A 24134-nucleotide genomic window follows, 5' to 3' on the forward strand; every position below is an offset into this window, starting at 1 on the left:
AACATTGAGACGCCAATGACCCTCCAAGCAAAACGCCCCATCATCCTGAAGAATGATGGGGATACGTTTTATGAGAGCATGGGCAGTTGGGTCTTATTTAGGCGCGATAACGATACGCCGGTTCGGTTCTTCGCCTTGACTGTAGGTCTTGACGTCCGCATGGCCTTGCAGCCAAGCATGGATAATCTTCCGCTCCTGCGAGTTCATCGGCTCTAGGACGATTTCCTTCCTCGTCTTTACGACCCGGTTGGCCATCCTGTCCGAGAGCGCCTCCAGCGTGCGCCGGCGGCGTTCGCGGAACTGCTCGGCATCCAAAACGATGCGAAGATGGCGGTCCGAATGGCGATTGGCCACGATGTTGACGAGGTACTGCAGGGAATCAAGCGTCTGTCCCCGGCGCCCGATCAGTAGACCGAGATCCGAGCCTTTAACATTGATCCGGATCGACTCGGCGTCGTCTTCGCGTTCGACGGTCACCGACAATCCCATGGCCCCGGACACTTCGCGAAGGAAGTTCATCGCTTCCTCCACGCCGTCCGGCAGCAATTCCAGTTCCACTCTCGCTTCTTTGGCTCCGATGAGCCCGAACAAGCCTTTGCTTGCCTGCTCCAACACCGCGACTTTCACCCGGTTCTCCGCAACGCCGAGTTGGGAGAGACCGTTTCTTACCGCATCCTCTACCGTTTTACCGGATGCCTGCAGCTTTTTCATCTGGCATGGGCCCCCTTCTTGCCTTTGCCGCGGGACTTGCCGTTCGGTTTCTTCTTCGTGTTATCGGGCTTGTCCTCTGGTTTCGGCGAGCGACGCACATACATGAAATAGTTTTGCACGATGGTATAAAGGTTACTGAATATCCAGTACAGCGGGAGCGCGACGGCGAAGTTGATCGCCATGACGAAAATCAACACCGGGAATACCATCATGAGCCCCTTCATCGGGCCCATCGCCTGCTGTTGCGCCGACATCATCTTCGATTGAACGAAGGTCGTGATCGCGGCGCAGATCGGAATCAAATAATAGTACCAATGACCGGACTCGCTGGGAGACAATCCGAGCTGCAAACCCAAGAACGAGTGCTCCCTGATCGCGGCGTTCATATAGATCGAGTTGTACAGCGCGATGAAGATCGGCATCTGGATGACGAGCGGCAAACATCCGGCGAGCGGATTCACCTGGTGCGTCTGATACAGCTTCATCATTTCTTCTTGCTGCTTGCGGGGGTCATCCTTGTGTTTCTCCCGGATCGCCTTCATTTCCGGCTGAAGGGCTTGCATGGCCTTCGTATTCTTATACTGCTTGATCATCAGCGGCAGAATGATCGTCCGCACGATAATCGTCAGCAGCAGAATCGCGATTCCGTAAGAACCGTTAAACCAATGGGCAAACGTGTCCAGCATGTACGAAAACCAATGAACGACATTCTTGGTCCACCAAGAATTACTATTCGCCATCTCGGCGGTCGTCGATGTCTTGCGTGCAGACGAGCAGCCTGCCAAAAACGTCATCAGCATGATTGCGCCGACGACGATCCACCATTTGCGATTTCGCAGCAAAACCTTTAACTCCTCTCTACGAACCCTCAAGAAAACTAAATACACATGATCACTATACCATAAGAAGAAAGGCAAAATAAAGCGCGCGAAAACGCGGAAGCGAACGCTTACTTCCGCGGTTTGTTCGAGGGTTTCCGCGCAACGGACCCGCGCTGTCCGCCGGGTTTGCCGACCGCTCCCCCGGGTCCCTGTCCGGGAGTGCCGCCTTTGAGCAAGCCGGCCTTCCGCAGCACGTGCAGCACGCTGCCTTCCATCTGTTGATAGTTCATCGCCAGAGCGGGTTTGCGGACGATCAGGATCAAGTCGTACTCGTCCTGCAGTTTCGCGGCGTTCAGCCGGATGATCTCCTTCACCCTTCTGCGCAGCTTATTCCGCACCACGGCGCCGCCAAGCTTGCTGCTCGCCGATACGCCCAAACGGAAACAACCCGGATTCGTTTGTTTGCGCCAATACACGACGAATTGCGAATTCGCGAACGATCGGCCCTGCCTGTACACGCGGCCGAAGTCTTCCCTCTTTCGCAGCCTCAGCTTTCTCTGCACTCGCGTACCACCATTCCGGCCATCATTTTTCCACGGCCCTCCAACAGTTTGAACCTATATATAAGAAAAAAGACCACCGCAGTGGTCTTTACTCTTAAGCCGTCAGTACTTTGCGGCCTTTTTGGCGGCGAGCTTTCAATACTTTACGGCCGTTCTTCGTGCTCATGCGCGAACGGAATCCGTGAACTTTCTTGCGCTTGCTCACGTTCGGTTTAAATGTCGGTCCCATGAATCTTTACCCCCTCACTTGCAAACTCAGGTTTTTACATTAAACCATTTTACGACCCAAAAGTCAACCTACGACTCTATTTTTCAAGAAAACTTATACACATGTGAATAACAATAGAGGCATTCTCCACGTTTCGAGTTGCTTTGTCGAAGTCTCGCACATTTTATCAACAATATCTTGTGCTGTGCACATCTTTCTTCCACAAGTTATTGAAAATGTGGATAACACCCGGAATTTCGTTGAATTCCGCGGGTTTGTCTGCTATGATTAGTCATGTTCTTTCCAGTGGATTTCATCCTTATCCCCGATAATTATTAACACCCTGTGTATAACTTTGTGAACAAATCCCCACAGTTATGGACAACCCTACAAAGAATTCAGGGAATTATGTGGATAACTCGATCAACTTGTTGATGGCGTTCCTTCCCTATGAATATTCATTCCAGACGACGGTATCGCCCGCTCAGCTCTGAATGATTTCCAATGTAGACGCAAGAGGCGTGAAATTCGCCCGCTTTGCGTTCACATTGGCTCTTTGGCGTCCTGAAACGGGTTTAAAGGAGTGACGTTCTTGTGGACAGCCGCAACAGCGAGATCTGGCAGCAAGTGTTGTCGGTCATCCAGACCAAGCTGAGCAAACCGAGTTTCGATACCTGGTTCAAATCCACCAAAGCCTCTTTCCTGGCCGACGACGTCGTGGTTGTAACGGCTCCGACCACGTTTGCCGCCGAGTGGCTCGAAACGCGATACACCAAACTGGTTTCCACGACGATCGCCGATTACGTCGGCCGTCCCGTCGAGGTTAAATTTGCTATAGAAGAAGCCCGGACGGCCGAGCCGCCGGCTCCGTTCCCACCCGCGCCGGCTGCGAAGCCGGCCGTGCAGGAAGAATACGTGTCGATGCTGAATCCGAAGTACACGTTCGACACGTTCGTCATCGGGGCGGGCAACCGTTTCGCCCACGCCGCATCGCTCGCGGTCGCGGAGGCGCCGGCCAAAGCGTACAATCCCTTCTTCTTATATGGAGGCGTAGGTCTCGGCAAAACGCACTTGATGCACGCGATCGGACACTACATTTTGGAGAACAATCCGAACACGAGGGTCCTCTACATTTCGTCCGAGAAGTTCACGAACGAATTCATTAACGCGATCCGCGACAACCGCGGCGAAAGCTTCCGCAATAAATACCGCAACATCGACGTGCTGCTGATCGACGATATCCAGTTTCTCGCGGGCAAGGAAGGTACGCAGGAGGAATTTTTCCATACCTTTAACGCCTTGCACGAAGAACATAAACAGATCATCATTTCGTCCGACCGTCCTCCGAAAGAAATCCCGACGCTCGAGGAGCGGCTGCGTTCCCGTTTCGAATGGGGACTCATTACCGACATCCAGCCGCCGGACCTGGAGACCCGGATCGCGATTCTCCGCAAGAAAGCGAAAGCCGAGAATCTGGACATTCCGAACGAAGCCATGATGTACATCGCCAACATGATCGACACCAACATTCGAGAGCTGGAAGGCGCGCTGATCCGCATCGTGGCCTACTCCTCGCTCACGAACCAGGACGTCTCGTCCCATCTCGCGGCCGAAGCGCTCAAGGACATCCTGCCGACGGGCCGCAACCGGCTGATCACGATCCAGGATATCCAGCAGCGGGTCGGAGAGTTTTACGGCCTGAAGCTGGAAGATTTCAAAGCCCGTAAACGGACGAAAGCCGTCGCTTTCCCTCGGCAAATCGCCATGTATCTCTCCCGGGAAATGACGGACTATTCGCTTCCTAAAATCGGAGACGCTTTCGGCGGACGCGACCATACGACGGTCATCCACGCCCACGAGAAAATCTCCCAGCAGCTTAAGGTCGACCAGGAGCTGTACAAAATTATCAACAACCTGACGGAACGCATCAAAAATTTAAACTGAATTTCTGGGAATAACGGAAACGCCTATACACAATTCATTCACACTGTGGATAGGCGTTCTTTTCGACTTTTTTCGCGTTATCCACATATTCACCGCACCTACTGCTACGACTTAATAATTTAAAACATGATACAATAACGTTGAACGATGAGGTGACCCCATTGAAATTGACGATTTTGCGCCATGATTTGAACGAGGCCATTCAAAATGTATCCAAAGCCGTCTCCTCCCGTACGACGATTCCGATTTTGAGCGGGATTAAAGTAGACGCGACTTTCGGCGGCGTAACCTTAACGGCCAGCGATACGGATATCTCCATCCAAAGCTTCATTCCCATGGAAACAGCAGATAAAACGATTGCCACGGTCGAACGGACGGGAAGCGTCGTGCTTCCGGCGAAGTTTTTCGTTGAGATGGTCAAGAAGCTTCCCCATGAGCAAGTCCATATCGACGTCGGCGAACGGTTCCAAACGATGATCCGCTCCGGATCCACGGATATTCAGCTTGTCGGCTTGGATCCGGAAGAATTCCCGGTGATGCCGACGGTTGCGGAAGACCAGGTGATTTCCGTACCCGGCGACCTGCTGCGCGACATGATCCGCCAGACGGTATTCTCCGTTACGACTAACGAATCGTCGCCGATTCTTACGGGTGTTCTTTGGAATCTGCACGACGGCTCGTTCAAATTCGTCGCGACGGACCGCCACCGGCTCGCCAGCCGCGTCGCGCCCGTCGAATCGAAAGACGTGCGGTTCTCCAACGTCGTCATTTCGGGCAAAACTTTGTCCGAATTGGCCAAAATCGTTCCGGATCAGAACGTGATGGTGGACATCGTCGTCGCCGAAAGCCAAGTCCTGTTTAAACTGGGGAACGTGCTGTTCTTCTCCAGAATGCTGGACGGCACGTATCCGGATACTTCCAAAATTATTCCGACGACATTCAAAACAGAACTCGTCCTGAACACGAAATTGCTGAGCGACGCGATCGACCGCGCCTACCTGCTGTCCCGGGAAGAGAAAACGAACATCGTCCGGTTATCCACAATGGAAGACGGCAGCATCGAAATTTCGTCTAGCTCTTCCGAATTGGGCCGCGTCACCGAGCAGTTGGATGCATCCCAGTTGAACGGGGATCCGCTGCGCATCGCGTTTAACTCCAAGTACATGCTCGACGTGCTCAAGGTCATCGACAGCGAAGAGCTGTTCATCGGCTTCACCGGCGCGATGAGCCCGATCATCATCAAGCCGCGCGACCACGACAACAGCCTGCATCTGATTCTCCCCTACAGAACGACGAATTGAGGGAAGCAAGATGAAGAAAATTGGCATTTCAACCGAATACATCACTCTCGGTCAGCTGCTCAAGCTGGCCGATTGCATCAGTACGGGCGGGGAAGCGAAGTTTTTTCTGCAGGAAACGAAGGTGCTCGTGAACGGGGAACCGGATAACCGGCGGGGGCGCAAGCTCGTGCCGGGGGATACCGTCGAGGTGGAGGGCTGCGGCTCTTTTACCGTGACCACCCGCTGATACGAGCGAAAGGAAGCCGTCCATGCAATTGAAATCGATCGAGCTTCACGGGTACCGCAATTATGACTCTCTGCAGCTGTCGATCGGCTCGGGAGTCAATATTTTTATCGGGCCGAACGCGCAGGGCAAGACGAATCTGCTCGAAGCGATTCATGTCCTTGCGCTGACCAAGTCGCACCGGACCTCCAAAGACCGCGAGCTGATCGGTTGGAACGCTTCGCAAGCCCGAATCCGCGCGGAATTGGAACGCCGGTACGGCAACGTGACGCTGGAGCTGCAAATTTCGGCGCAAGGCAAGAAAGCGAAGCTGAACGGACTCGAACAGCGCAAGCTGAGCGGTTTCGTCGGCTCGCTTAACGTCGTGCTGTTCGCGCCGGAGGATCTGGATATCGTCAAGGGGGCGCCGGGCGTACGCCGCCGGTTCATGGACATGGAAATCGGCCAGGTCCATCCCGGCTATCTTTACGATTTGCAGCAATACCAGAAGGTGCTCCAGCAACGGAACAACTATTTGAAGGCGACGGACTCCTCGAAGGCTTCGCCCGAGCTGCTTGAGGTATGGAACGAACAGCTTGCTTCATACGGTGTTAAAATGATGCAAAAAAGGAAAAACTTTATACACCACCTTCAAAAATGGGCCGAGAAAATCCATGAAGGCATCACGGCGGGGAGCGAGCATTTGGAGGTCGTATATAAACCTTCTTTCGCCGCAGAAGCCGCCGGCGAGTCCCAAGATGATTCTTCTTTATTCCAGCAATTTATGATAAAGTTAACACAGGGAAGAGAGCAGGAATTCCGCCGCGGCATGACGATGACAGGCCCGCATCGGGACGATTTGACGTTCACCATCAATGGCAAGGACGTCCAGTCTTTCGGTTCCCAGGGTCAGCAGCGGACGGCAGCGTTGTCGCTGAAGCTCGCCGAGCTCGAGCTCATGAGAGAGGAGATCGGGGAGTATCCGATCCTTCTGCTGGATGACGTATTATCGGAGTTGGACCAGACGCGGCAGACACAGCTCATCGAAACGTTCCAAAGCCGGGTGCAGACCTTCATCACCACGACCGGATTGGAAAGCGTGAACATGAGCCGTCTTCGGGATGCCGCCGTTTTTCATGTTCGAAACGGCGCACTGATGCAGTAGACCGCATTCCTCGCGCTGCGGCCGTCTAACGAGGCGGTTTGCCAGGGGATGGAAGGGGGAGGCTCGTGTACATTCATCTCGGCGGCGAGAAGATCATTCGAACGTCGCAAGTCGTGGCCATTTTTGACATATCGATCGAGCAATCTTCCAAGCTGTCGCGGCAGTTCGTCGCCCAGGCTCAGAAGAATCGCGGGGTGGAGACGATCGGAGAGGAAGAACCGAAGTCCATCGTCGTTACCGAAGAACGCGTATATTATTCGCCGATTTCCACGTCCACGTTGAAGAAAAGAGCTCGTTATCTGGACGGCTAACATCCGGGTTTCGCCCGGAACAGGCAACATCTCGGCAATGCTAAGAAGGCGGTGGAGGGTTTGTCCGTGAATTCGCAACAGAATACGTATGACGAGAGTCAGATTCAGGTATTGGAAGGCTTGGAGGCCGTACGCAAACGCCCCGGCATGTATATCGGTTCCACGAGCTCCCGCGGGCTTCACCATCTCGTATGGGAAGTCGTCGACAACAGTATCGACGAAGCCTTGGCGGGTTATTGCGATAAAATCGACGTCCTCATCCATGAAGACAACAGCGTGACGGTCATCGATAACGGCCGGGGCATCCCGGTCGGCGAACATCCAAAAATGAAACGTCCGACGCTCGAAGTCGTCCTTACGGTGTTGCACGCGGGCGGCAAGTTCGGCGGCGAAGGCTATAAAGTGTCCGGCGGTCTCCATGGCGTCGGCGTATCCGTCGTGAACGCTCTCTCCGAGCAAGTCATCGTTACGGTCAAGCGCGGCGGAGAGATTCACCAGCAAGAATACCGCCGCGGCGTTCCCCAATACGACGTCAAACTGATCGGCACCACCGACGAGAACGATACCGGCACGACCGTCAAGTTCAAACCGGATTCGGAGATTTTCACGGAGACGACGGTTTACGAGTACGACATCCTCGTAGGCCGGATCCGCGAGCTGGCGTTCCTCAACAAGGGGATCCAGATTTCGCTCACCGACGAAAGATCCGGCGTCAGCGAGACGTTCAAATACGACGGCGGTATCAAGGAGTTCGTGCAGTATTTGAACCGGACTCGCGAAGCGCTGCACGAGCAGCCGATCTACGTCGAAGGTACAAAGGACTATATCGCGTGCGAAATCGCGCTGCAATATAACGACAGCTACACCGAAAACATTTACTCCTTCGCGAACAACATCAACACGCACGAGGGCGGAACGCACGAATCCGGTTTCAAGAGCGCCTTGACGCGGATTATTAACGATTATTCCCGCAAGATGGGCTTCGTGAAGGACAACGAATCGAACCTGACCGGCGATGACGTTCGGGAAGGCCTGGCCGCGATTATCTCGGTCAAAATTCCGGAGCCTCAGTTCGAAGGCCAGACAAAGACGAAGCTTGGCAACAGCGAAGTCCGCGGAATCGTGGAATCTCTTCTCGCCGAGAAGCTGATGGAGTTCATGGACGAAAATCCGTCCGTGGCCCGTAAGGTCATCGATAAGTCCCTTTCGGCCGCACGGGCCAGGGAAGCTGCGCGTAAAGCGCGGGAATTGACCCGCCGCAAAAGCGTGCTCGAAGTGAGCGCTTTGCCGGGCAAACTGGCGGATTGCTCCTCCAAGGACGCTTCCATCAGCGAACTGTACATCGTCGAAGGCGACTCCGCGGGCGGTTCGGCCAAACAGGGCCGGGATCGGCACTTCCAGGCGATCCTGCCGCTGCGGGGCAAAATCCTCAACGTCGAGAAAGCGCGACTGGACAAAATTTTAAGCAATCTCGAGATACGCGCGATCATTACCGCACTCGGCACCGGCATCGGCGACGATTTCGACTTGTCCAAGGCGCGGTACCACAAAATCTGCATCATGACCGACGCCGACGTCGACGGCGCGCACATTCGCACGCTGCTGCTTACGTTCTTCTACCGCTACATGCGCAAGCTGATCGAAGCGGGTTACGTGTATATCGCGCAGCCGCCGTTGTTCAAGATCGAACGGAACAAGGTCGTCCGTTATGCGCAATCGGAGAGAGAACGCGACCAGATCATCGCCGAGTTCGGCGAAGGCACGAAGATCAACGTCCAGCGTTACAAAGGCTTGGGCGAGATGAACGCGGAACAGCTGTGGGAGACGACGATGGATCCGGACAGCCGCACGATGCTCCAGGTGCGGATTGAGGACGCCATGCAGGCGGACATGATTTTCGATACGCTCATGGGCGACAACGTCGAACCGCGGCGCGATTTCATCCAACAGTACGCGAAATCCGTTAAGAATCTCGATATCTAAGAAACTCCCCAAAAAGTGGCGTGAAGCTTCGAAGCGAATTCCGATTACTTTTCGGGGGCCCCGTGTCAAACCGATTGGGGGGTATCTCTGCAATGGAGATACCCCCTTCGTTAAACTTTGGAACGGGTTTTCCGGCGGCGGAATCTGCCATAGTGTTCGGCATATCGGTGAATGCGACGGTAGACCGACGGATCGGGCAGCTTTCGGAACAGATAAGGGTCAGGCAGCGTATTGACCTCGAGAATCCAGGGCCGAAGCTGGTCGTCGATTGCGATATCGATGCCGATTTCCATAAGCCGGGGAAACTTGCGGGTAAGCGCCGCCGCCACCATCGTTCCGATTTTTTTCAAGCCGTTGCGATATTGGGAGAAATACTGTTTCGGGATATTTCCGTCCATCAAATCTTCCAGCGTCATCGGCGTGCCGCCGCTGTGGTAATTCGTGACGATTTTGCTGGGGTGGGCCAATCGCCCGATAATGCCGGTCGTTTCCCATTCCGATTGGAGATTCCGCTGCACCATCACCCGAAGATCGAAACGTCTTCCCTCGAGTTTCAACAGTTCGATTCCCTGCTGGACAAGGTAAGGTTTCGGCTTTTTGACCTCCAGCAGCTTGTCGAACATCTCGTTGAACGTTTCGAAGCGGAATTGCCGCACGCCCGATTGGAAGAAATAGTGCGGGTCCCGGCCGGTTATTTTTTCAACCCGGATTACGCCCCTGCCGAACGTACCGTTGACGGGCTTAACGTACACCATGCCCATGCGGTTGAGCATTTCTTTTACCGTCGCTCTCGTAAAAGGGCGCGTTTCCGGCACGAACGGCCTCACAGCGGGGTCGGCCAGCAGGGCGTGCGTCTTGGCCCACTTGCTGCGGACGCGTTGGATTCGCATCGGGTTTATCCAACCTTTCCCGGTAACGTTATGGTATAATGGAATCATTCGTTTTAATTTATGAGTGCAACCGGAACGTGGTGTGGATGGTCCGCGCCGGGTATGGTTTTTCCGTTGATTTTGTGCGTTGAAATGGGTTTAGACTGGTTAGGAGGATCTACATGGCGGAAGAGCAACGCTCCCAAGTCGTCGACCGGGATATCGGTACGGAGATGCGGGAATCGTTCATGGATTACGCAATGAGCATTATCGTCAGCCGAGCGCTGCCGGACGTCCGGGACGGCTTGAAGCCGGTTCATCGGCGTATTCTTTTTGGCATGTCCGAACTGGGGATGACCCCGGACAAGCCTTTCAAGAAATCGGCGCGGATCGTCGGCGAAGTCATCGGTAAATACCACCCGCACGGCGACTCGTCGATTTACGAAGCCATGGTACGGATGGCCCAAGATTTTTCGATGCGGTACATGCTCGTGGATGGACACGGGAACTTCGGTTCCATCGACGGCGATTCGGCCGCGGCGATGCGTTATACCGAGGCGAGGATGTCCAAGATCACCCTTGAAATGCTTCGCGATTTGAATAAAGAGACCGTTGATTTCATTCCGAACTACGACGGGGAGGAGCATGAGCCGTCCGTATTGCCGGCGAGATTTCCGAATCTGCTCGTCAACGGCAATACCGGCATCGCCGTCGGCATGGCAACCAACATACCGCCGCACAACCTCGTCGAAGTCATTAACGGCACGCAGGCGTTGATCCGCAATCCCGAGCTCACAGCTCTCGATTTGATGGAATACATTCACGGTCCGGACTTCCCGACAGCCGGGTTCATCCTGGGCCGCGAAGGAATCCGCCAAGCTTACCGGACCGGCCGCGGTTCGGTCACGATGCGGGCACGTGCGGAGATCGAAGAAGTGAACGGCAAAGCGCGCATCATCGTGCACGAATTGCCGTACCAGGTCATCAAAGCCCGCTTGGTCGAGAAAATCGCCGAGCTCGTGCGCGAGAAGAAGATCGACGGCATCACCGATTTGCGCGACGAATCGAACCGCAACGGTATGCGGATCGTCATCGAACTTCGCCGCGACGTGACGCCGAACGTCGTTCTGAACAACCTCTACAAGCAGACGCCGATGCAGTCGACTTTCGGCATCAACATGCTCGCGATCGTCAACAAAGAGCCGAAAATGCTCAACCTGCGCGACATGCTGCATTATTATATCCTGCACCAAATCGAAGTTATCACCCGGCGTACGGAATACGACCTGAAGAAAGCCGAAGCCCGCGCGCACATCCTGGAAGGTCTGCGTATCGCGCTCGACCATCTGGATGAAGTAATCGCGCTGATCCGGTCTTCCCGGACGGCGGATGAGGCCCGCGAAGGTTTGATGACGCGGTTCGGCCTTTCCCACGACCAAGCCCAGGCGATTCTGGACATGCGCCTGCAGCGCTTGACCGGCTTGGAGCGGGAGAAGATCGAGCAGGAGTACCAGGAGCTCATGCAGAAAATCGCCGAATACAAAGCGATTCTCGCCGACGAACAGCTGAAGCTGAACATCATCGACGAAGAGCTCGAGGAGATCAAGACCAAGTTCGGGGACGAGCGCCGCACGGAAATCACGCACAGCGACGACGAAATCCTCGACGAAGATTTGATCCCGCGCGACGATGTCGTGATTACGATGTCCCACTCCGGCTACATCAAACGCCTGCCGGTGTCCACGTACCGCAGCCAGCGGCGCGGCGGACGCGGCGTCACGGGAATGGGAACGAAAGATGACGATTACGTCGAAAACCTGTTCATCTCGAACACCCACCATTTCTTGTTGTTCTTCACGAACAAAGGACGGGTGTTCCGGCTGAAGGCTTACGAAATTCCGGATTTGAGCCGCACGGCACGGGGAACCCCGATCATCAACCTGATTCAGATCGAACAGGGCGAGACGATCAACGCGGTCATTCCGGTCGAGGCGTTCGAACCGAATCAATACCTGTTCTTTGCGACCCGCAACGGCGTCGTGAAGAAAACGCCGCTTGACGATTACTCGAATATCCGCAAAGTCGGCTTGATCGCCATTTCGCTCCGCGAGGACGACGATTTGATCGGCGTGAAACTGACGGACGGCAATCGCGAAATCATCATGGCGACCAGCGAAGGCATGTCTATCCGGTTCCCGGAACAAGACGTTCGCGCCATGGGCCGATCGGCGACCGGCGTGAAGGGCATTCAGTTGGACGAAGACGACAAAGTCATCGACATGGACGTCGTCGATCCGGAGAAAGAAGTGCTCATCGTTACCGCCAAAGGCTATGGCAAACGCACGTTGATGTCCGAATACCGTACGCAGACGCGCGGGGGCAAAGGCATCAAGACGTTGAACGTCACCGATAAGAACGGTCCCGTAGTAAGCCTGAAAGTCGTACAAGACGACGAAGACCTGATGATCATGACGACTTCCGGCACTTTGATCCGGACCAGCATGTCGGGCATCAATACGATGGGACGCATCACGCAAGGCGTGAAGCTGATCAATATCCGCGAAGACGACGCCGTGTCCACCGTCACCCGCGCTCCGAAGAGCGAGGACGAGAACGGCGAAGGCGAAGAAGCGGAAGGCGGAGAAGAATCTTCGACGGTCGAGTAACAGGTTGGCGTTCGATTTTCCATACCTGATGTAGGGGGAGGTTACCCGTATGCCGGTGGTCTCGGTCATGCAAGCGCAAATCGGCGACCGTTTGGGCTGCGACGTCCAAACGGCGCTCGGCAGCGTGTTGATGGAGGAAGGGCGCTCGTTGACGGATAGGGATCTGGAGATTTTGCAGGCTTTCCTCATCCCGACCGTGGATATCCGGCGGGCGGGTTTGGAAGAGGTCGACCCGGATTCCGCAACGGAAGATAACGGAGGCGCGGCAACCGAGGTCAAGCTTTCCTCGCTGCAACAGGAATTCGTGAATATGGAGAAACTGCTGAAACGTACGTTCTCCATGATTACGTCGGGGATGAAGCTGCCGGTCTTGGAACTCCGCAACGGTTTGGGAGCCCTTCTGGCGCATATCGACGACTATAACGTCATTTCTTTCCTCGTTCCCGGCGGGAGCAGCAAAGAAGACGTGCTGCTTCGCAACAGCGTATTGTGCGCGTTGACTTCTTATTTGCTGGCCAAATGGAACAAGTTTCCCGAGAAAGACTGGCTGCAGATCGCCATGGCAGGCCTTCTCCACGATATCGGCAACGTGAAGGTGGACTCGGCGATTCTGAACAAATCCGGCCGTTTGACGAACGAAGAACTGCAAGAGATTCGCCAGCACACGGTTTACGGTTTCCGCCTGCTCGAAGGCGGCACCGCGCTGAACCAAGGGGTTTGGCTGGCGGCCTTGCAGCATCACGAGCGGATCGACGGAAGCGGGTATCCGATGAAGGTGCGCGGGGACAAGATCCACCCGTACGCCAAGATCGTGGCCATCGCCGACATGTATCACGCTATGACCTCCAACCGCAATTATAAGAAGGCGGAATCTCCTTACTTGGTGTTGGAGGAACTGCTGGCGGAGTCGTTCGGCAAATTGGATCCGCTGTTCGTGCAGACGTTCATCGATCGGACGACGCAATTCCATTATGGCGTATTCGTGCGCTTGAACGACGGACGCATCGGGGAAATCGTGTTCTCGGACCGCAACAATCCGACGCGCCCGATGGTGTCCGTGCACGGGAACATCATCAATCTGATGCAGGAACGGCAGCTCTTTATCCGCGAAGTGTTCGCGACGAACTGATAAGCTGCGGTAGGACCGGAGAAGGCGCGTGAGCGCCGGATCCGGTCATTTTTCATGTATGTATAGGTCATGGATTGAAAGAAGAAAATAACAGTTGCATCGCTCTGCCCAGCGTGATATATTATTTAAGTCGCCGTTAGCGCGGCGGACGAAAAGCGAAGCGCCGGTTGATCCGGATGCCGAGCTGAATTGCTCCTTGAAAACTGAACATCGAGCGTAATACGGTTGAGCTTCGGCTCAACAAACCAGCTTTAACTTTTGAGCCTTCAAGGTTCTTCAATAAGGTTTTACCTTTATGGAGAGTTTGATCCTGGCTCAGGACGAACGCTGGCGGCGTGCCTAATACATGCAAGTCGAGCGGATCTCTGAGGGAGCTTGCTCCCGAAGAGGTTAGCGGCGGACGGGTGAGTAACACGTAGGCAACCTGCCCATAAGACCGGGATAACATTCGGAAACGAATGCTAAGACCGGATACGCAGCGAGGTCGCATGATCTTGCTGGGAAACACGGCGCAAGCTGTGGCTTATGGATGGGCCTGCGGCGCATTAGCTAGTTGGTGAGGTAACGGCCCACCAAGGCGACGATGCGTAGCCGACCTGAGAGGGTGAACGGCCACACTGGGACTGAGACACGGCCCAGACTCCTACGGGAGGCAGCAGTAGGGAATCTTCCACAATGGACGCAAGTCTGATGGAGCAACGCCGCGTGAGTGAGGAAGGCCTTCGGGTCGTAAAGCTCTGTTGCCAGGGAAGAACGCCAGGGAGAGTAACTGCTCCCTGGGTGACGGTACCTGAGAAGAAAGCCCCGGCTAACTACGTGCCAGCAGCCGCGGTAATACGTAGGGGGCAAGCGTTGTCCGGAATTATTGGGCGTAAAGCGCGCGCAGGCGGTTTCTTAAGTCTGGTGTCTAAGTGCGGGGCTCAACCCCGTGATGCACTGGAAACTGGGAGACTTGAGTGCAGAAGAGGAGAGCGGAATTCCACGTGTAGCGGTGAAATGCGTAGAGATGTGGAGGAACACCAGTGGCGAAGGCGGCTCTCTGGACTGTAACTGACGCTGAGGCGCGAAAGCGTGGGGAGCAAACAGGATTAGATACCCTGGTAGTCCACGCCGTAAACGATGAGTGCTAGGTGTCGGGGGGGTCCACCCCTCGGTGCCGAAGTTAACACATTAAGCACTCCGCCTGGGGAGTACGGTCGCAAGACTGAAACTCAAAGGAATTGACGGGGACCCGCACAAGCAGTGGAGTATGTGGTTTAATTCGAAGCAACGCGAAGAACCTTACCAGGTCTTGACATCCCCCTGAATCCTCTAGAGATAGAGGCGGCCTTCGGGACAGGGGAGACAGGTGGTGCATGGTTGTCGTCAGCTCGTGTCGTGAGATGTTGGGTTAAGTCCCGCAACGAGCGCAACCCTTGAGCTTAGTTGCCAGCACGTTATGGTGGGCACTCTAGGCTGACTGCCGGTGACAAACCGGAGGAAGGCGGGGATGACGTCAAATCATCATGCCCCTTATGACCTGGGCTACACACGTACTACAATGGCCGGTACAACGGGTCGCGAAGCCGCGAGGCGGAGCCAATCCCAGCAAAGCCGGTCTCAGTTCGGATTGCAGGCTGCAACTCGCCTGCATGAAGTCGGAATTGCTAGTAATCGCGGATCAGCATGCCGCGGTGAATACGTTCCCGGGTCTTGTACACACCGCCCGTCACACCACGAGAGTTTACAACACCCGAAGCCGGTGGGGTAACCGCAAGGAGCCAGCCGTCGAAGGTGGGGTAGATGATTGGGGTGAAGTCGTAACAAGGTAGCCGTATCGGAAGGTGCGGCTGGATCACCTCCTTTCTAAGGAGCCCTTCGGGGCAATAAAGTCCACATCCTGCTCGCAGGAGTGGCACGTATTACGCTCGAGTTCAGTTTTGAGAGAGCAATGCGCAAGCATGACTCATCTCAACTTGCACCTTGAAAACTGGATAGCGAAACGAAAGCAATGCGCTGAAGAAAACATCAAGCACCTTGTGTCTTGACTGCAACTGCGGATCTTAGGATCCACAGCGAGGTTAAGCTAATAAGGGCGCACGGTGGATGCCTAGGCGCCAGGAGCCGACGAAGGACGCGACGAACAGCGATATGCCTCGGGGAGCCGTAAGTAAGCGTTGATCCGGGGATCTCCGAATGGGGAAACCCAGCTGCGGTAATGCGCAGTTACTCATGAGTGAATCCATAGCTCATGAAGAGGCACACCCAGGGAACTGAAACATCTAAGTACCTGGAGGAGAAGAAAACAAGAGTGATTCCGTCAGTAGCGGCGAGCGAAAGCGGATTAGCCCAAACCAGGGAGCTTGCTCCCTGGGGTTGTGGGACGTCTCACATGGAGTGATAAAAGAGCAGGTTAGGCGAAGAGGACTGGAAAGTCCCGCTATAGAAGGTAAAAGCCCTGTAGCCAAAAGCCTGCTCTCTCCGAGACGGATCCCGAGTACCGCGGGACACGTGAAACCCCGTGGGAATCCGGCAGGACCATCTGCCAAGGCTAAATACTCCCTGGCGACCGATAGTGAAGCAGTACCGTGAGGGAAAGGTGAAAAGCACCGCGGGAGCGGAGTGAAAAAGAACCTGAAACCGTGCGCTTACAAGAAGTCAGAGCCCGATTAATGGGTGATGGCGTGCCTTTTGTAGAATGAACCGGCGAGTTACGTTCACGTGCAAGGTTAAGCTGTAGAGGCGGAGCCGAGGGGAAACCGAGTCTGAATAGGGCGCTTAAGTACGTGGTCGTAGACCCGAAACCGTGTGATCTACCCCTGTGCAGGGTGAAGGTGCGGTAATACGCACTGGAGGCCCGAACTCGTGAGCGTTGAAAAGCTCTGGGATGACGTGGGGGTAGGGGAGAAATTCCAATCGAACTCGGAGATAGCTGGTTCTCCCCGAAATAGCTTTAGGGCTAGCCTCGAGGTTTAGCATCATGGAGGTAGAGCACTGATTGGGTGCGGGGCCCGCCAAGGGTTACCAAGTCCAGTCAAACTCCGAATGCCATGGATGTGTACTCGGGAGTCAGACGGCGAGTGCTAAGATCCGTCGTCAAGAGGGAAAGAGCCCAGATCATCAGCTAAGGTCCCCAAGTGTGTGTTAAGTGGGAAAGGATGTGGAGTTGCGAAGACAACCAGGATGTTGGCTTAGAAGCAGCCACCATTTAAAGAGTGCGTAATAGCTCACTGGTCGAGTGACTCTGCGCCGAAAATGTAACGGGGCTAAACACACCACCGAAGCTATGGCATGACACTATGTGTCTTGGGTAGGGGAGCGTTGTATGCGGGTAGAAGTCAGACCGGAAGGACTGGTGGACTGCATACAAGTGAGAATGCCGGTATGAGTAACGAAAAGACAAGTGAGAATCTTGTCCGCCGAAAGCCTAAGGGTTCCTGGGGAAGGTTCGTCCGCCCAGGGTAAGTCGGGACCTAAGGCGAGGCCGAAAGGCGTAGTCGAAGGACAACAGGTTGAAATTCCTGTACCACCGTAAGCCGTTACGAGCGATGGGGGGACGCAGGAGGGCAAGGACGCGAGCTGATGGAATAGCTCGTCCAAGCAGTGAGGGGTGTGTGCAGGCAAATCCGCACACTATAACCTTGAGCTGTGATGGGGAGGGAAAATTGCAGTACCGAAGGTCTTGTGCTCACGCTGCCGAGAAAAGCCTCTAGCCAGGCGAAGGTGCCCGTACCGTAAACCGACACAGGTAGGCGAGATGAAAATTCTAAGGCGCGCGGAAGAACTCTCGTTAAGGAACTCGGCAAAATGACCCCGTAACTTCGGGAGAAGGGGTGCCCCGGTAGCGTGAATAGCGCGAGGGGGCCGCAGTGAAGAGGCCCAAGCGACTGTTTAGCAAAAACACAGGTCTGTGCGAAGCCGTAAGGCGAAGTATACGGGCTGACGCCTGCCCGGTGCTGGAAGGTTAAGGGGAGCGGTTAGGGGCAACCCGAAGCTGTGAACCGAAGCCCCAGTAAACGGCGGCCGTAACTATAACGGTCCTAAGGTAGCGAAATTCCTTGTCAGGTAAATTCTGACCCGCACGAATGGCGTAACGATCTTGGGCGCTGTCTCAACGAGAGATCCGGTGAAATTTTAGTACCTGTGAAGATGCAGGTTACCCGCGACGTGACGGAAAGACCCCATGGAGCTTTACTGCAGCTTGATATTGGACTTTGGTACGGTCTGTACAGGATAGGTGGGAGCCTAGGAAGCCGGAGCGCCAGCTTCGGTGGAGGCGACGTTGGGATACCACCCTGATCGTATCGGAGTTCTAACCTGTCACCGTGAATCCGGTGAAGGGACCGTGTCAGGCGGGCAGTTTGACTGGGGCGGTCGCCTCCTAAAAAGTAACGGAGGCGCCCCAAGGTTCCCTCAGCGCGGTTGGAAATCGCGCGAAGAGTGCAAAGGCATAAGGGAGCTTGACTGCGAGACCAACAAGTCGAGCAGGGACGAAAGTCGGGCTTAGTGATCCGGTGGTACCGAATGGAAGGGCCATCGCTCAACGGATAAAAGCTACCCTGGGGATAACAGGCTTATCTCCCCCAAGAGTCCACATCGACGGGGAGGTTTGGCACCTCGATGTCGGCTCATCGCATCCTGGGGCTGAAGTAGGTCCCAAGGGTTGGGCTGTTCGCCCATTAAAGCGGTACGCGAGCTGGGTTCAGAACGTCGTGAGACAGTTCGGTCCCTATCTGTCGCGGGCGTAGGAAATTTGAGAGGGGCTGTCCTTAGTACGAGAGGACCGGGATGGACGCACCGCTGGTGTACCAGTTGTTCCGCCAGGAGCACCGCTGGGTAGCCAAGTGCGGGAGGGATAAGCGCTGAAAGCATCTAAGCGCGAAGCCCGCCTCAAGATGAGATTTCCCAATTCGTAAGACCCCTGGAAGAACACCAGGTTGATAGGCCCGGGGTGGAAGCGCGGCAACGCGTGCAGCTGACGGGTACTAATCGGTCGAGGGCTTATCCTACGCAGTAACACAGGTGATTGTTTCTTCAGCACTGCTTTCTCGTTTCGCTATCTGGTTTTCAGGGTGTAAACCTTGAACAAATCCGATCTGGTGGCAATGGCGGAGGGGTTCCACGCGTACCCATCCCGAACACGACCGTTAAGCCCTCCAGCGCCAATGGTACTTGGACCGAAGGGTCCTGGGAGAGTAGGACGTCGCCAGGCCGGATAAAGAAGAAAAGAGCCGCTCACGCGGCTCTTTTTTTGTATTTTCACCGTATTTCAGCGGTGATAGTAAGACACTTCCCGGGAATCCAGCCGGATGACGCCGTCGGCTTTCTCCTTACGCATGCGCCATAAGAGACGGAGTCTCGGGGACAGCAGCCACAGGTGCCAGAAGAACAAGGCGACGATCCAGGAAGAACCGGACCAGGGGTAAGCCATTAAGGAAATGCAGCAGCCTACGAGAAACAAGTGAAAATGCAGCCTTTTGAACAAACCGAGATTCGTGTCCATGACGGGCAGCGGTCCGATCCACGGCCAATCGCGGCGGAATGCGAACCGTTTCTCCCAAGGTTCTTCGACTCTCCGAACGGTCAGCCTAAGCACGACGGCATGGACAAGCAGCATAATGCCCAGAGACAACGGAACGGCAAGCAAGCCTTTCAGGCCGTAAATGACGATCAAGGCGGCGGAGCCTACGAGACCGGTGGTCATATAACTGTATTTGCTCTCCGGCCGGAGCGTGATCTTGCGAACAAGCTTATAATGATAGTAGGTCGGGTCGCCGGTGACAGCGGTTGGTTTCATTTCATGCACTCCCAAAGCGCTAGATGCGGGCTTCTGAAGAATACTATCGGCTAATCGAGTTGCGATTATTATGATTCGGCCTATGAAACGAAGTATATTTTCATAGAATTCCGGGCATACTGACGACAAAGCAGAAGAAAGCAGGCGATTGGCATGGAAACCCGAGAAACGAAAACATGCATCGTGTGCGGACAGTCGAAAGAAGTAGGAATCACCGTCGTAACGGAATTCATCTGTTTGTCATGCGAATCCGAAATGGTCCGCACGGATGCCGGAGACGAGAAATACCCGTTTTTCGTCCGTCAGCTTCGTCAGTTGTGGGTCAAATTCCACGCTTAAACAAGGGATGGCCAGAACGTCAGAACCAAAGGTTCTGGCGTTTTTGTTTACGGCGCGGTTTGGAGAAGCTACCGGTAATTGCTAAAATGGAGGAAGGATAAGGGAGAGGAGCCGCAGCATGCGGACCGATAAAGCGAAAGCGCCTATCTATGAGATGCTGGCGCAACAAGCGCGACTGAGCGTCCATTCCTTCCATGTGCCCGGTCATAAGGGAAGAGCGACATGGAGCGATACGGAGGCGGACGATAGATTCCGGGAGTTACTCGCATTGGATTTGACGGAACTGGCGGACACGGACGACCTGCACCATCCGCAGGGCCCGATCGAAGAGGCTCAAATTCTCGCCGCTGATTGCTTCGGGGCGGAAGAGACGCGATTCGTGGTCGGCGGAAGTACGGCGGGTAATTTAGCGATGATCCTCGGTACAGCGTCACCTGGGGAACTCTTGATCGTGCAACGGAACGTCCATCGTTCCGTCCTGCACGGGCTTATGCTTGCGGGTGTGCGCGCGGTTTTGCTGCAGCCGGAAATCGATGAGCTTACGGGCTTGGCCATCATGCCATCCCCTGAACGAATTGCGGAAGCCGTGGCACGATATCCCGAGGCCAAGGGAGTCGTCTTATGTTCTCCTAATTATTATGGGATGTGCGGCGATTTGGAGAAGGTCGTTTCAATCTGCCACTCCGCGGGTATGCCGGTTTTGGCGGATGAAGCGCACGGTCCACATTTCGGGTTTCATCCGAGGTTCCCAGAGTCCGCGCTGTTCGCCGGGGCGGATGTCGTCGTCCAATCCGCCCATAAAATACTGAGCGCGATGACCATGGGCGCCATGTTACATATGCAAGGAAGCTTGGTCGACAGGGAAGCGATTCGGCAAGCGCTGCGTATGGTGCAAAGCTCCAGTCCGTCGTTCCCCTTGTTGGCTTCGCTGGACTTGGCCCGCAGGCAGCTGCACGTGGATGGGGAGTCGGCGTTCCAACCGGCGTTGGAAGCGGCAGACCGAGTGCTTGAATTTTTGCCGGCAACGCCATTTCGGGCAATTGGCCAGCAGCCGGGGAACGCCAGACAGGACCCCTTAAAACTGGTCCTTTACGACACCCGCGGCACCATGGACGGATTCCGCCTGAGAGATGAACTCGCTGAACGGGGATGCATAGCCGAAATGGCCGATTCCCGCCATGTCGTGTTGGCGCTGGGCACAGGCACTCGCCCGGAGGACGCGGAAGCCTTGAACCGTGCTCTCTCCGAAATCTCCGAGCTTGTTATCCCACAGTCCGTCGGTCCGAACGCGATTCCTGACGCTTTGGAACCGGAGACGGAAGAAATACCTCAACCCGTTGCCTTTCGCCGAAGCCTATCCGCCACCGAACGAATCGGCCTGGAAACAAGCGTCGGGCGAATCGCAGGGGAATGGATCGTACCTTACCCGCCCGGCATACCGGAGCTGTATCCGGGTGAGAGAATTACCGAGCACGCGGTCGCCCGACTCTTCAAGTGGAGATCGCAAGGCGCACAGATCCAGGGCGCCGAAGATCCAATGCTGAACGAAATCAGAGTCGAGGTTGAAAAATAGAGAGATAGACGTTATGGAGGGGGAGTTACCGTATCATGTTTTTCCGAAAATACGAGATCCGGGTTTATATCGCTTGGATCGCCGCCTTGGCAGCCATCGGATTGGCCATATGGCTGCTGATGACGCCGCCTTTCATCGGGGTGGCGGATAACGGGGATTTCAGCCGGCTGATGAGAATCACCGGTTTCCGCTATCTCGATCCTCAGGAAACCTATGCGGATCGCTATTTCGCATTCGCGCATCAATACTTCGGATATAAGAGCAACTGGGGTTCGGCTTACGTGACCACTCAAATCCTGCTGCTCGCCGTCATCGGTTGGATCGCGCGGATCTTCAACGACCAAGTTTTCGATATCCGCTGGTTTGGGGCTGTTTATACGCTGCTGCTCGCCTCCGCCGTCTACTTAATCATCCGCTATATCCCATCCAATCCGGGACGCAAATTCGCGACCGGTCTGGCTGCCGCCGTAACTGCACTCATCCTATTGTTCGTTTTCGGCGACGTCGGTTATTTGGCCTACTTCCAATCGTTCTTCGGCGAGCCGTACGCCTTGCTTGGCATGCTGCTGGCCATCGCTTCGGCTTTCGCGCTCGCATCCAAGGATCAACCCACCGGACGGCTGCTCGCCCTTTTCGTGATCGCGTCGCTAGCAGTGGCGACCTCGAAGATCCAGAACGCCCCGCTCGGATTCGCGTTCGCGCTGTTGGCGTGGCGCATGTTCTCCCTGCGGGAGGATCGCCGCTGGCATCGCCAGGTGCTGACCGGCATCTCCGTGCTGCTCGTCAGCTCCGTGCTCATGATCGTAGCCGCTCCGAGCGGCCTCAAGCACATTAATTTGTACCAGTCTATTTTTTTCGGCGTGTTGAAGGGTTCACCCGACGTGTCGAGGGATATGAAGGAGCTCGGCATACCGGAGAAGTACGCCGTCCTCGCGGGAACCAACTTTTATCAAAAAGGAACCGCCATTCCGCAAAACGACCCCGAGCTCGAACGGGAGGTTCTGTTGAAGCTGAGCCACAAGGACATCGCCTTATATTATCTCCGCCATCCGGGGCGTTTCGTCGAGAAGCTGGAGAGGGCTTCGGCGAACGCGATGTTTATCCGTCCTTATTACCTGGGTAATTACGATCAATCAGCCGGCAAGCAACGAGGCGCCGTATCCCATACCTTCAGCGGTTGGAGCGATTGGAAAGCGCACCGAATGCCGAACACGCTGGGCTGGTTCGCAGGGTTCTACCTCATTTATTTCGCCGCATTGATCGTATGGTGGCTTCGGTCCAGGTCGAACCGCGTGCGATTGGGACTGGAGACGATGGCGGCCGTAGGGCTGGCGGGCGTATTCTCCGCCGTCGTGCCGATTTTGGGCGACGGGGAGGCCGATCTCGGGAAGCATCTGTTTATGTTTAGCGCGTGCTTTGATATGATGGTAGTAAGCGCGGCAGGCGCCGTCTTGTACGGCGCGGTGCGCATGATCGCGCGAAGCAGGGTTTCATAGCCGAAGGGAGCAGCAGGGGTGGCACGCGGAACGTTTATCACGCTGGAAGGCGGAGAAGGATCGGGCAAATCGACGCTCGTTCGCGAGCTGACGGACAGATTGACCGCGACGGGGCGCGAAGTGCTGGCGACCCGAGAGCCCGGCGGAATCCCGATTGCCGAAGCCATCCGCGAAATCATTTTGCACGTCGATAATACCGCCATGGATCCGCTGACCGAAGCGCTGCTCTATGCGGCGGCGAGAAGACAGCATTTGGCCGAAAAGGTGCTGCCGGCGCTGGAGCGGGGAGCCGTCGTCATTTGCGATCGGTTCGTGGACAGCAGCCTTGCCTATCAAGGTTATGCACGCGGACTCGGTATCGAATCGATTTGGGAGATCAATCGCTTCGCCATCGAAAGCCGGATGCCGGATTTGACGCTGTATTTGGATATCGAACCGGAAATCGGCCTCTCCCGTCTGGAAGCGGGCGGCCGGACGAAGGTCGACCGGCTGGACCTGGAAGGCATGGACTTCCACCGAATGGTCAGGGAAGGCTACCGTAAGGTCGCCGGCATGTTCCCGGAACGATTCGTGACGCTGGATGCCTCGGTATCCCAGCAAGACTTGGCCGACAAGGCTTGGCAGTATTTGTCGGATGCGCTGGCACGCCTCTGAAAAGAGGATTTTGAGCCCGGCATGTCCAATAAGAATAGGAAGCAAGATCGACCCATACTTTGTCTGAAGGAGGGCCTGACCGATGAAATTGCTGATTGCCGTCATACAGGATAAGGACAGCAACCGTCTGTCCAACGCTCTGATTAAGGAAGGATTCCGCGCGACCAAGCTCGCCAGTACCGGCGGATTTCTGCGTGCGGGCAATACGACGTTCCTGATCGGGATCGAGGACGATCGGGTGCAGCAAGCGCTCGACGTTATCCGCGCCAACTGTAAGGTGAGGGATCAGCTCGTGACACCGGTTTCGCCCGTCAGCGGAGCGGCCGATTCGTATATTCCGTTCCCGGTGGAAGTGCAGGTCGGCGGTGCCGCCGTGTTCGTGATGCCGGTAGAACGTTTTGAACATTTCTAATCCGAAACCGG

18 protein-coding genes, 3 rRNA genes and 1 pseudogene are annotated in these 24134 nt (G+C 55.4%); 16 read left to right on the top strand and 6 right to left on the bottom strand.

Annotated features, from left to right (window positions below):
• Positions 1 to 93 precede the first annotated feature (93 nt).
• The 4 genes and pseudogenes from jag to rpmH all read right to left on the bottom strand — a co-directional run bounded on the left by jag (position 94) and on the right by rpmH (position 2324).
• Positions 94 to 711: an RNA-binding cell elongation regulator Jag/EloR gene (gene jag, locus EAV92_RS19545; RefSeq protein WP_123042650.1), complete on the bottom strand. Its 618-nt coding sequence runs from the start codon at positions 709 to 711 to the stop codon at positions 94 to 96.
• Positions 708 to 1553, bottom strand: a complete 846-nt coding sequence (locus EAV92_RS19550) for a YidC/Oxa1 family membrane protein insertase (RefSeq protein WP_241158325.1) — start codon at positions 1551 to 1553, stop codon at positions 708 to 710. Before EAV92_RS19550 ends, jag begins: the two co-directional genes overlap by 4 nt.
• A gap of 206 nt (positions 1554 to 1759) precedes the next feature.
• A pseudogene (gene rnpA / locus EAV92_RS19555) lies at positions 1760 to 2095 on the bottom strand (ribonuclease P protein component); the annotation flags it as partial.
• Between the two features lie 94 nt (positions 2096 to 2189).
• Positions 2190 to 2324: a 50S ribosomal protein L34 gene (rpmH, locus tag EAV92_RS19560; RefSeq protein WP_094047216.1), complete on the bottom strand. Its 135-nt coding sequence runs from the start codon at positions 2322 to 2324 to the stop codon at positions 2190 to 2192.
• 573 nt (positions 2325 to 2897) lie between these two features.
• Here rpmH and dnaA point away from each other — a divergent pair.
• The 6 genes from dnaA (at position 2898) to gyrB (ending at position 9209) form a co-directional block, all read left to right on the top strand.
• A complete protein-coding gene (dnaA, locus tag EAV92_RS19565; RefSeq protein WP_123042652.1) occupies positions 2898 to 4247 on the top strand; it encodes a chromosomal replication initiator protein DnaA in 1350 nt (449 codons plus the stop codon).
• A 161-nt stretch (positions 4248 to 4408) separates the two neighbouring features.
• On the top strand, positions 4409 to 5548 hold the full coding sequence (gene dnaN / locus EAV92_RS19570) for a DNA polymerase III subunit beta (RefSeq protein WP_123042653.1): 1140 nt from the start codon (positions 4409 to 4411) through the stop codon (positions 5546 to 5548).
• A gap of 10 nt (positions 5549 to 5558) precedes the next feature.
• Complete coding sequence (yaaA, locus tag EAV92_RS19575; protein ID WP_123042654.1) at positions 5559 to 5774, top strand: S4 domain-containing protein YaaA; 216 nt, start codon at positions 5559 to 5561, stop codon at positions 5772 to 5774.
• 22 nt (positions 5775 to 5796) lie between these two features.
• Positions 5797 to 6915, top strand: coding sequence for a DNA replication/repair protein RecF (gene recF / locus EAV92_RS19580; protein ID WP_123042655.1), 1119 nt, complete (start codon positions 5797 to 5799; stop codon positions 6913 to 6915).
• Positions 6916 to 6980: 65 nt separating this feature from the next.
• Complete coding sequence (gene remB / locus EAV92_RS19585; protein WP_123042656.1) at positions 6981 to 7226, top strand: extracellular matrix regulator RemB; 246 nt, start codon at positions 6981 to 6983, stop codon at positions 7224 to 7226.
• Between the two features lie 66 nt (positions 7227 to 7292).
• Positions 7293 to 9209 (top strand): DNA topoisomerase (ATP-hydrolyzing) subunit B, encoded by a 1917-nt coding sequence (gene gyrB, locus EAV92_RS19590; RefSeq protein ID WP_206424240.1) that lies wholly within the window; start codon positions 7293 to 7295, stop codon positions 9207 to 9209.
• A gap of 110 nt (positions 9210 to 9319) precedes the next feature.
• Here gyrB and EAV92_RS19595 read toward each other — a convergent pair whose 3' ends face one another.
• Positions 9320 to 10099, bottom strand: a complete 780-nt coding sequence (locus tag EAV92_RS19595; RefSeq protein WP_123042658.1) for a YheC/YheD family protein — start codon at positions 10097 to 10099, stop codon at positions 9320 to 9322.
• 161 nt (positions 10100 to 10260) lie between these two features.
• Between EAV92_RS19595 and gyrA the strand changes: the two genes are divergently transcribed.
• From gyrA to rrf, 5 genes are all read left to right on the top strand, one after another.
• On the top strand, positions 10261 to 12744 hold the full coding sequence (gyrA, locus tag EAV92_RS19600) for a DNA gyrase subunit A (RefSeq protein ID WP_123042659.1): 2484 nt from the start codon (positions 10261 to 10263) through the stop codon (positions 12742 to 12744).
• A 49-nt stretch (positions 12745 to 12793) separates the two neighbouring features.
• On the top strand, positions 12794 to 13873 hold the full coding sequence (locus EAV92_RS19605; protein ID WP_123042660.1) for an HD-GYP domain-containing protein: 1080 nt from the start codon (positions 12794 to 12796) through the stop codon (positions 13871 to 13873).
• Between the two features lie 292 nt (positions 13874 to 14165).
• Positions 14166 to 15718: ribosomal RNA gene (locus EAV92_RS19610) — 16S ribosomal RNA — on the top strand.
• Between the two features lie 213 nt (positions 15719 to 15931).
• Positions 15932 to 18861: ribosomal RNA gene (locus tag EAV92_RS19615) — 23S ribosomal RNA — on the top strand.
• An 86-nt stretch (positions 18862 to 18947) separates the two neighbouring features.
• Positions 18948 to 19064: ribosomal RNA gene (gene rrf, locus EAV92_RS19620) — 5S ribosomal RNA — on the top strand.
• Together the 16S, 23S and 5S rRNA genes form the textbook arrangement of a ribosomal RNA operon.
• Positions 19065 to 19121: 57 nt before the next feature.
• Here the strand turns inward: rrf and EAV92_RS19625 are convergent.
• Complete coding sequence (locus EAV92_RS19625; protein WP_123042662.1) at positions 19122 to 19649, bottom strand: transposase; 528 nt, start codon at positions 19647 to 19649, stop codon at positions 19122 to 19124.
• Between the two features lie 153 nt (positions 19650 to 19802).
• Here EAV92_RS19625 and EAV92_RS19630 point away from each other — a divergent pair, with 153 nt between their 5' ends.
• The 5 genes from EAV92_RS19630 to EAV92_RS19650 all read left to right on the top strand — a co-directional run bounded on the left by EAV92_RS19630 (position 19803) and on the right by EAV92_RS19650 (position 24123).
• The gene (locus tag EAV92_RS19630; RefSeq protein ID WP_123042664.1) at positions 19803 to 19988 is read left to right on the top strand and encodes a sigma factor G inhibitor Gin; all 186 of its coding nucleotides are present in this window, start codon (positions 19803 to 19805) and stop codon (positions 19986 to 19988) included.
• Positions 19989 to 20106: 118 nt separating this feature from the next.
• Positions 20107 to 21561 carry an aminotransferase class I/II-fold pyridoxal phosphate-dependent enzyme gene (locus tag EAV92_RS19635; RefSeq protein ID WP_123042665.1) on the top strand — a complete coding sequence of 485 codons (1455 nt, stop codon included), beginning with the start codon at positions 20107 to 20109 and terminating at the stop codon, positions 21559 to 21561.
• Between the two features lie 35 nt (positions 21562 to 21596).
• The gene (gene wsfD, locus EAV92_RS19640; RefSeq protein WP_123042666.1) at positions 21597 to 23057 is read left to right on the top strand and encodes a glycan biosynthesis hexose transferase WsfD; all 1461 of its coding nucleotides are present in this window, start codon (positions 21597 to 21599) and stop codon (positions 23055 to 23057) included.
• A gap of 18 nt (positions 23058 to 23075) precedes the next feature.
• Positions 23076 to 23711 (top strand): dTMP kinase, encoded by a 636-nt coding sequence (tmk, locus tag EAV92_RS19645; protein WP_123042667.1) that lies wholly within the window; start codon positions 23076 to 23078, stop codon positions 23709 to 23711.
• Between the two features lie 82 nt (positions 23712 to 23793).
• The gene (locus tag EAV92_RS19650) at positions 23794 to 24123 is read left to right on the top strand and encodes a cyclic-di-AMP receptor (protein ID WP_123042668.1); all 330 of its coding nucleotides are present in this window, start codon (positions 23794 to 23796) and stop codon (positions 24121 to 24123) included.
• Positions 24124 to 24134 lie beyond the last annotated feature (11 nt).

This window comes from Cohnella candidum (assembly GCF_003713065.1).
Classification (GTDB): Bacteria; Bacillota; Bacilli; order Paenibacillales; family Paenibacillaceae; genus Cohnella; species Cohnella candidum.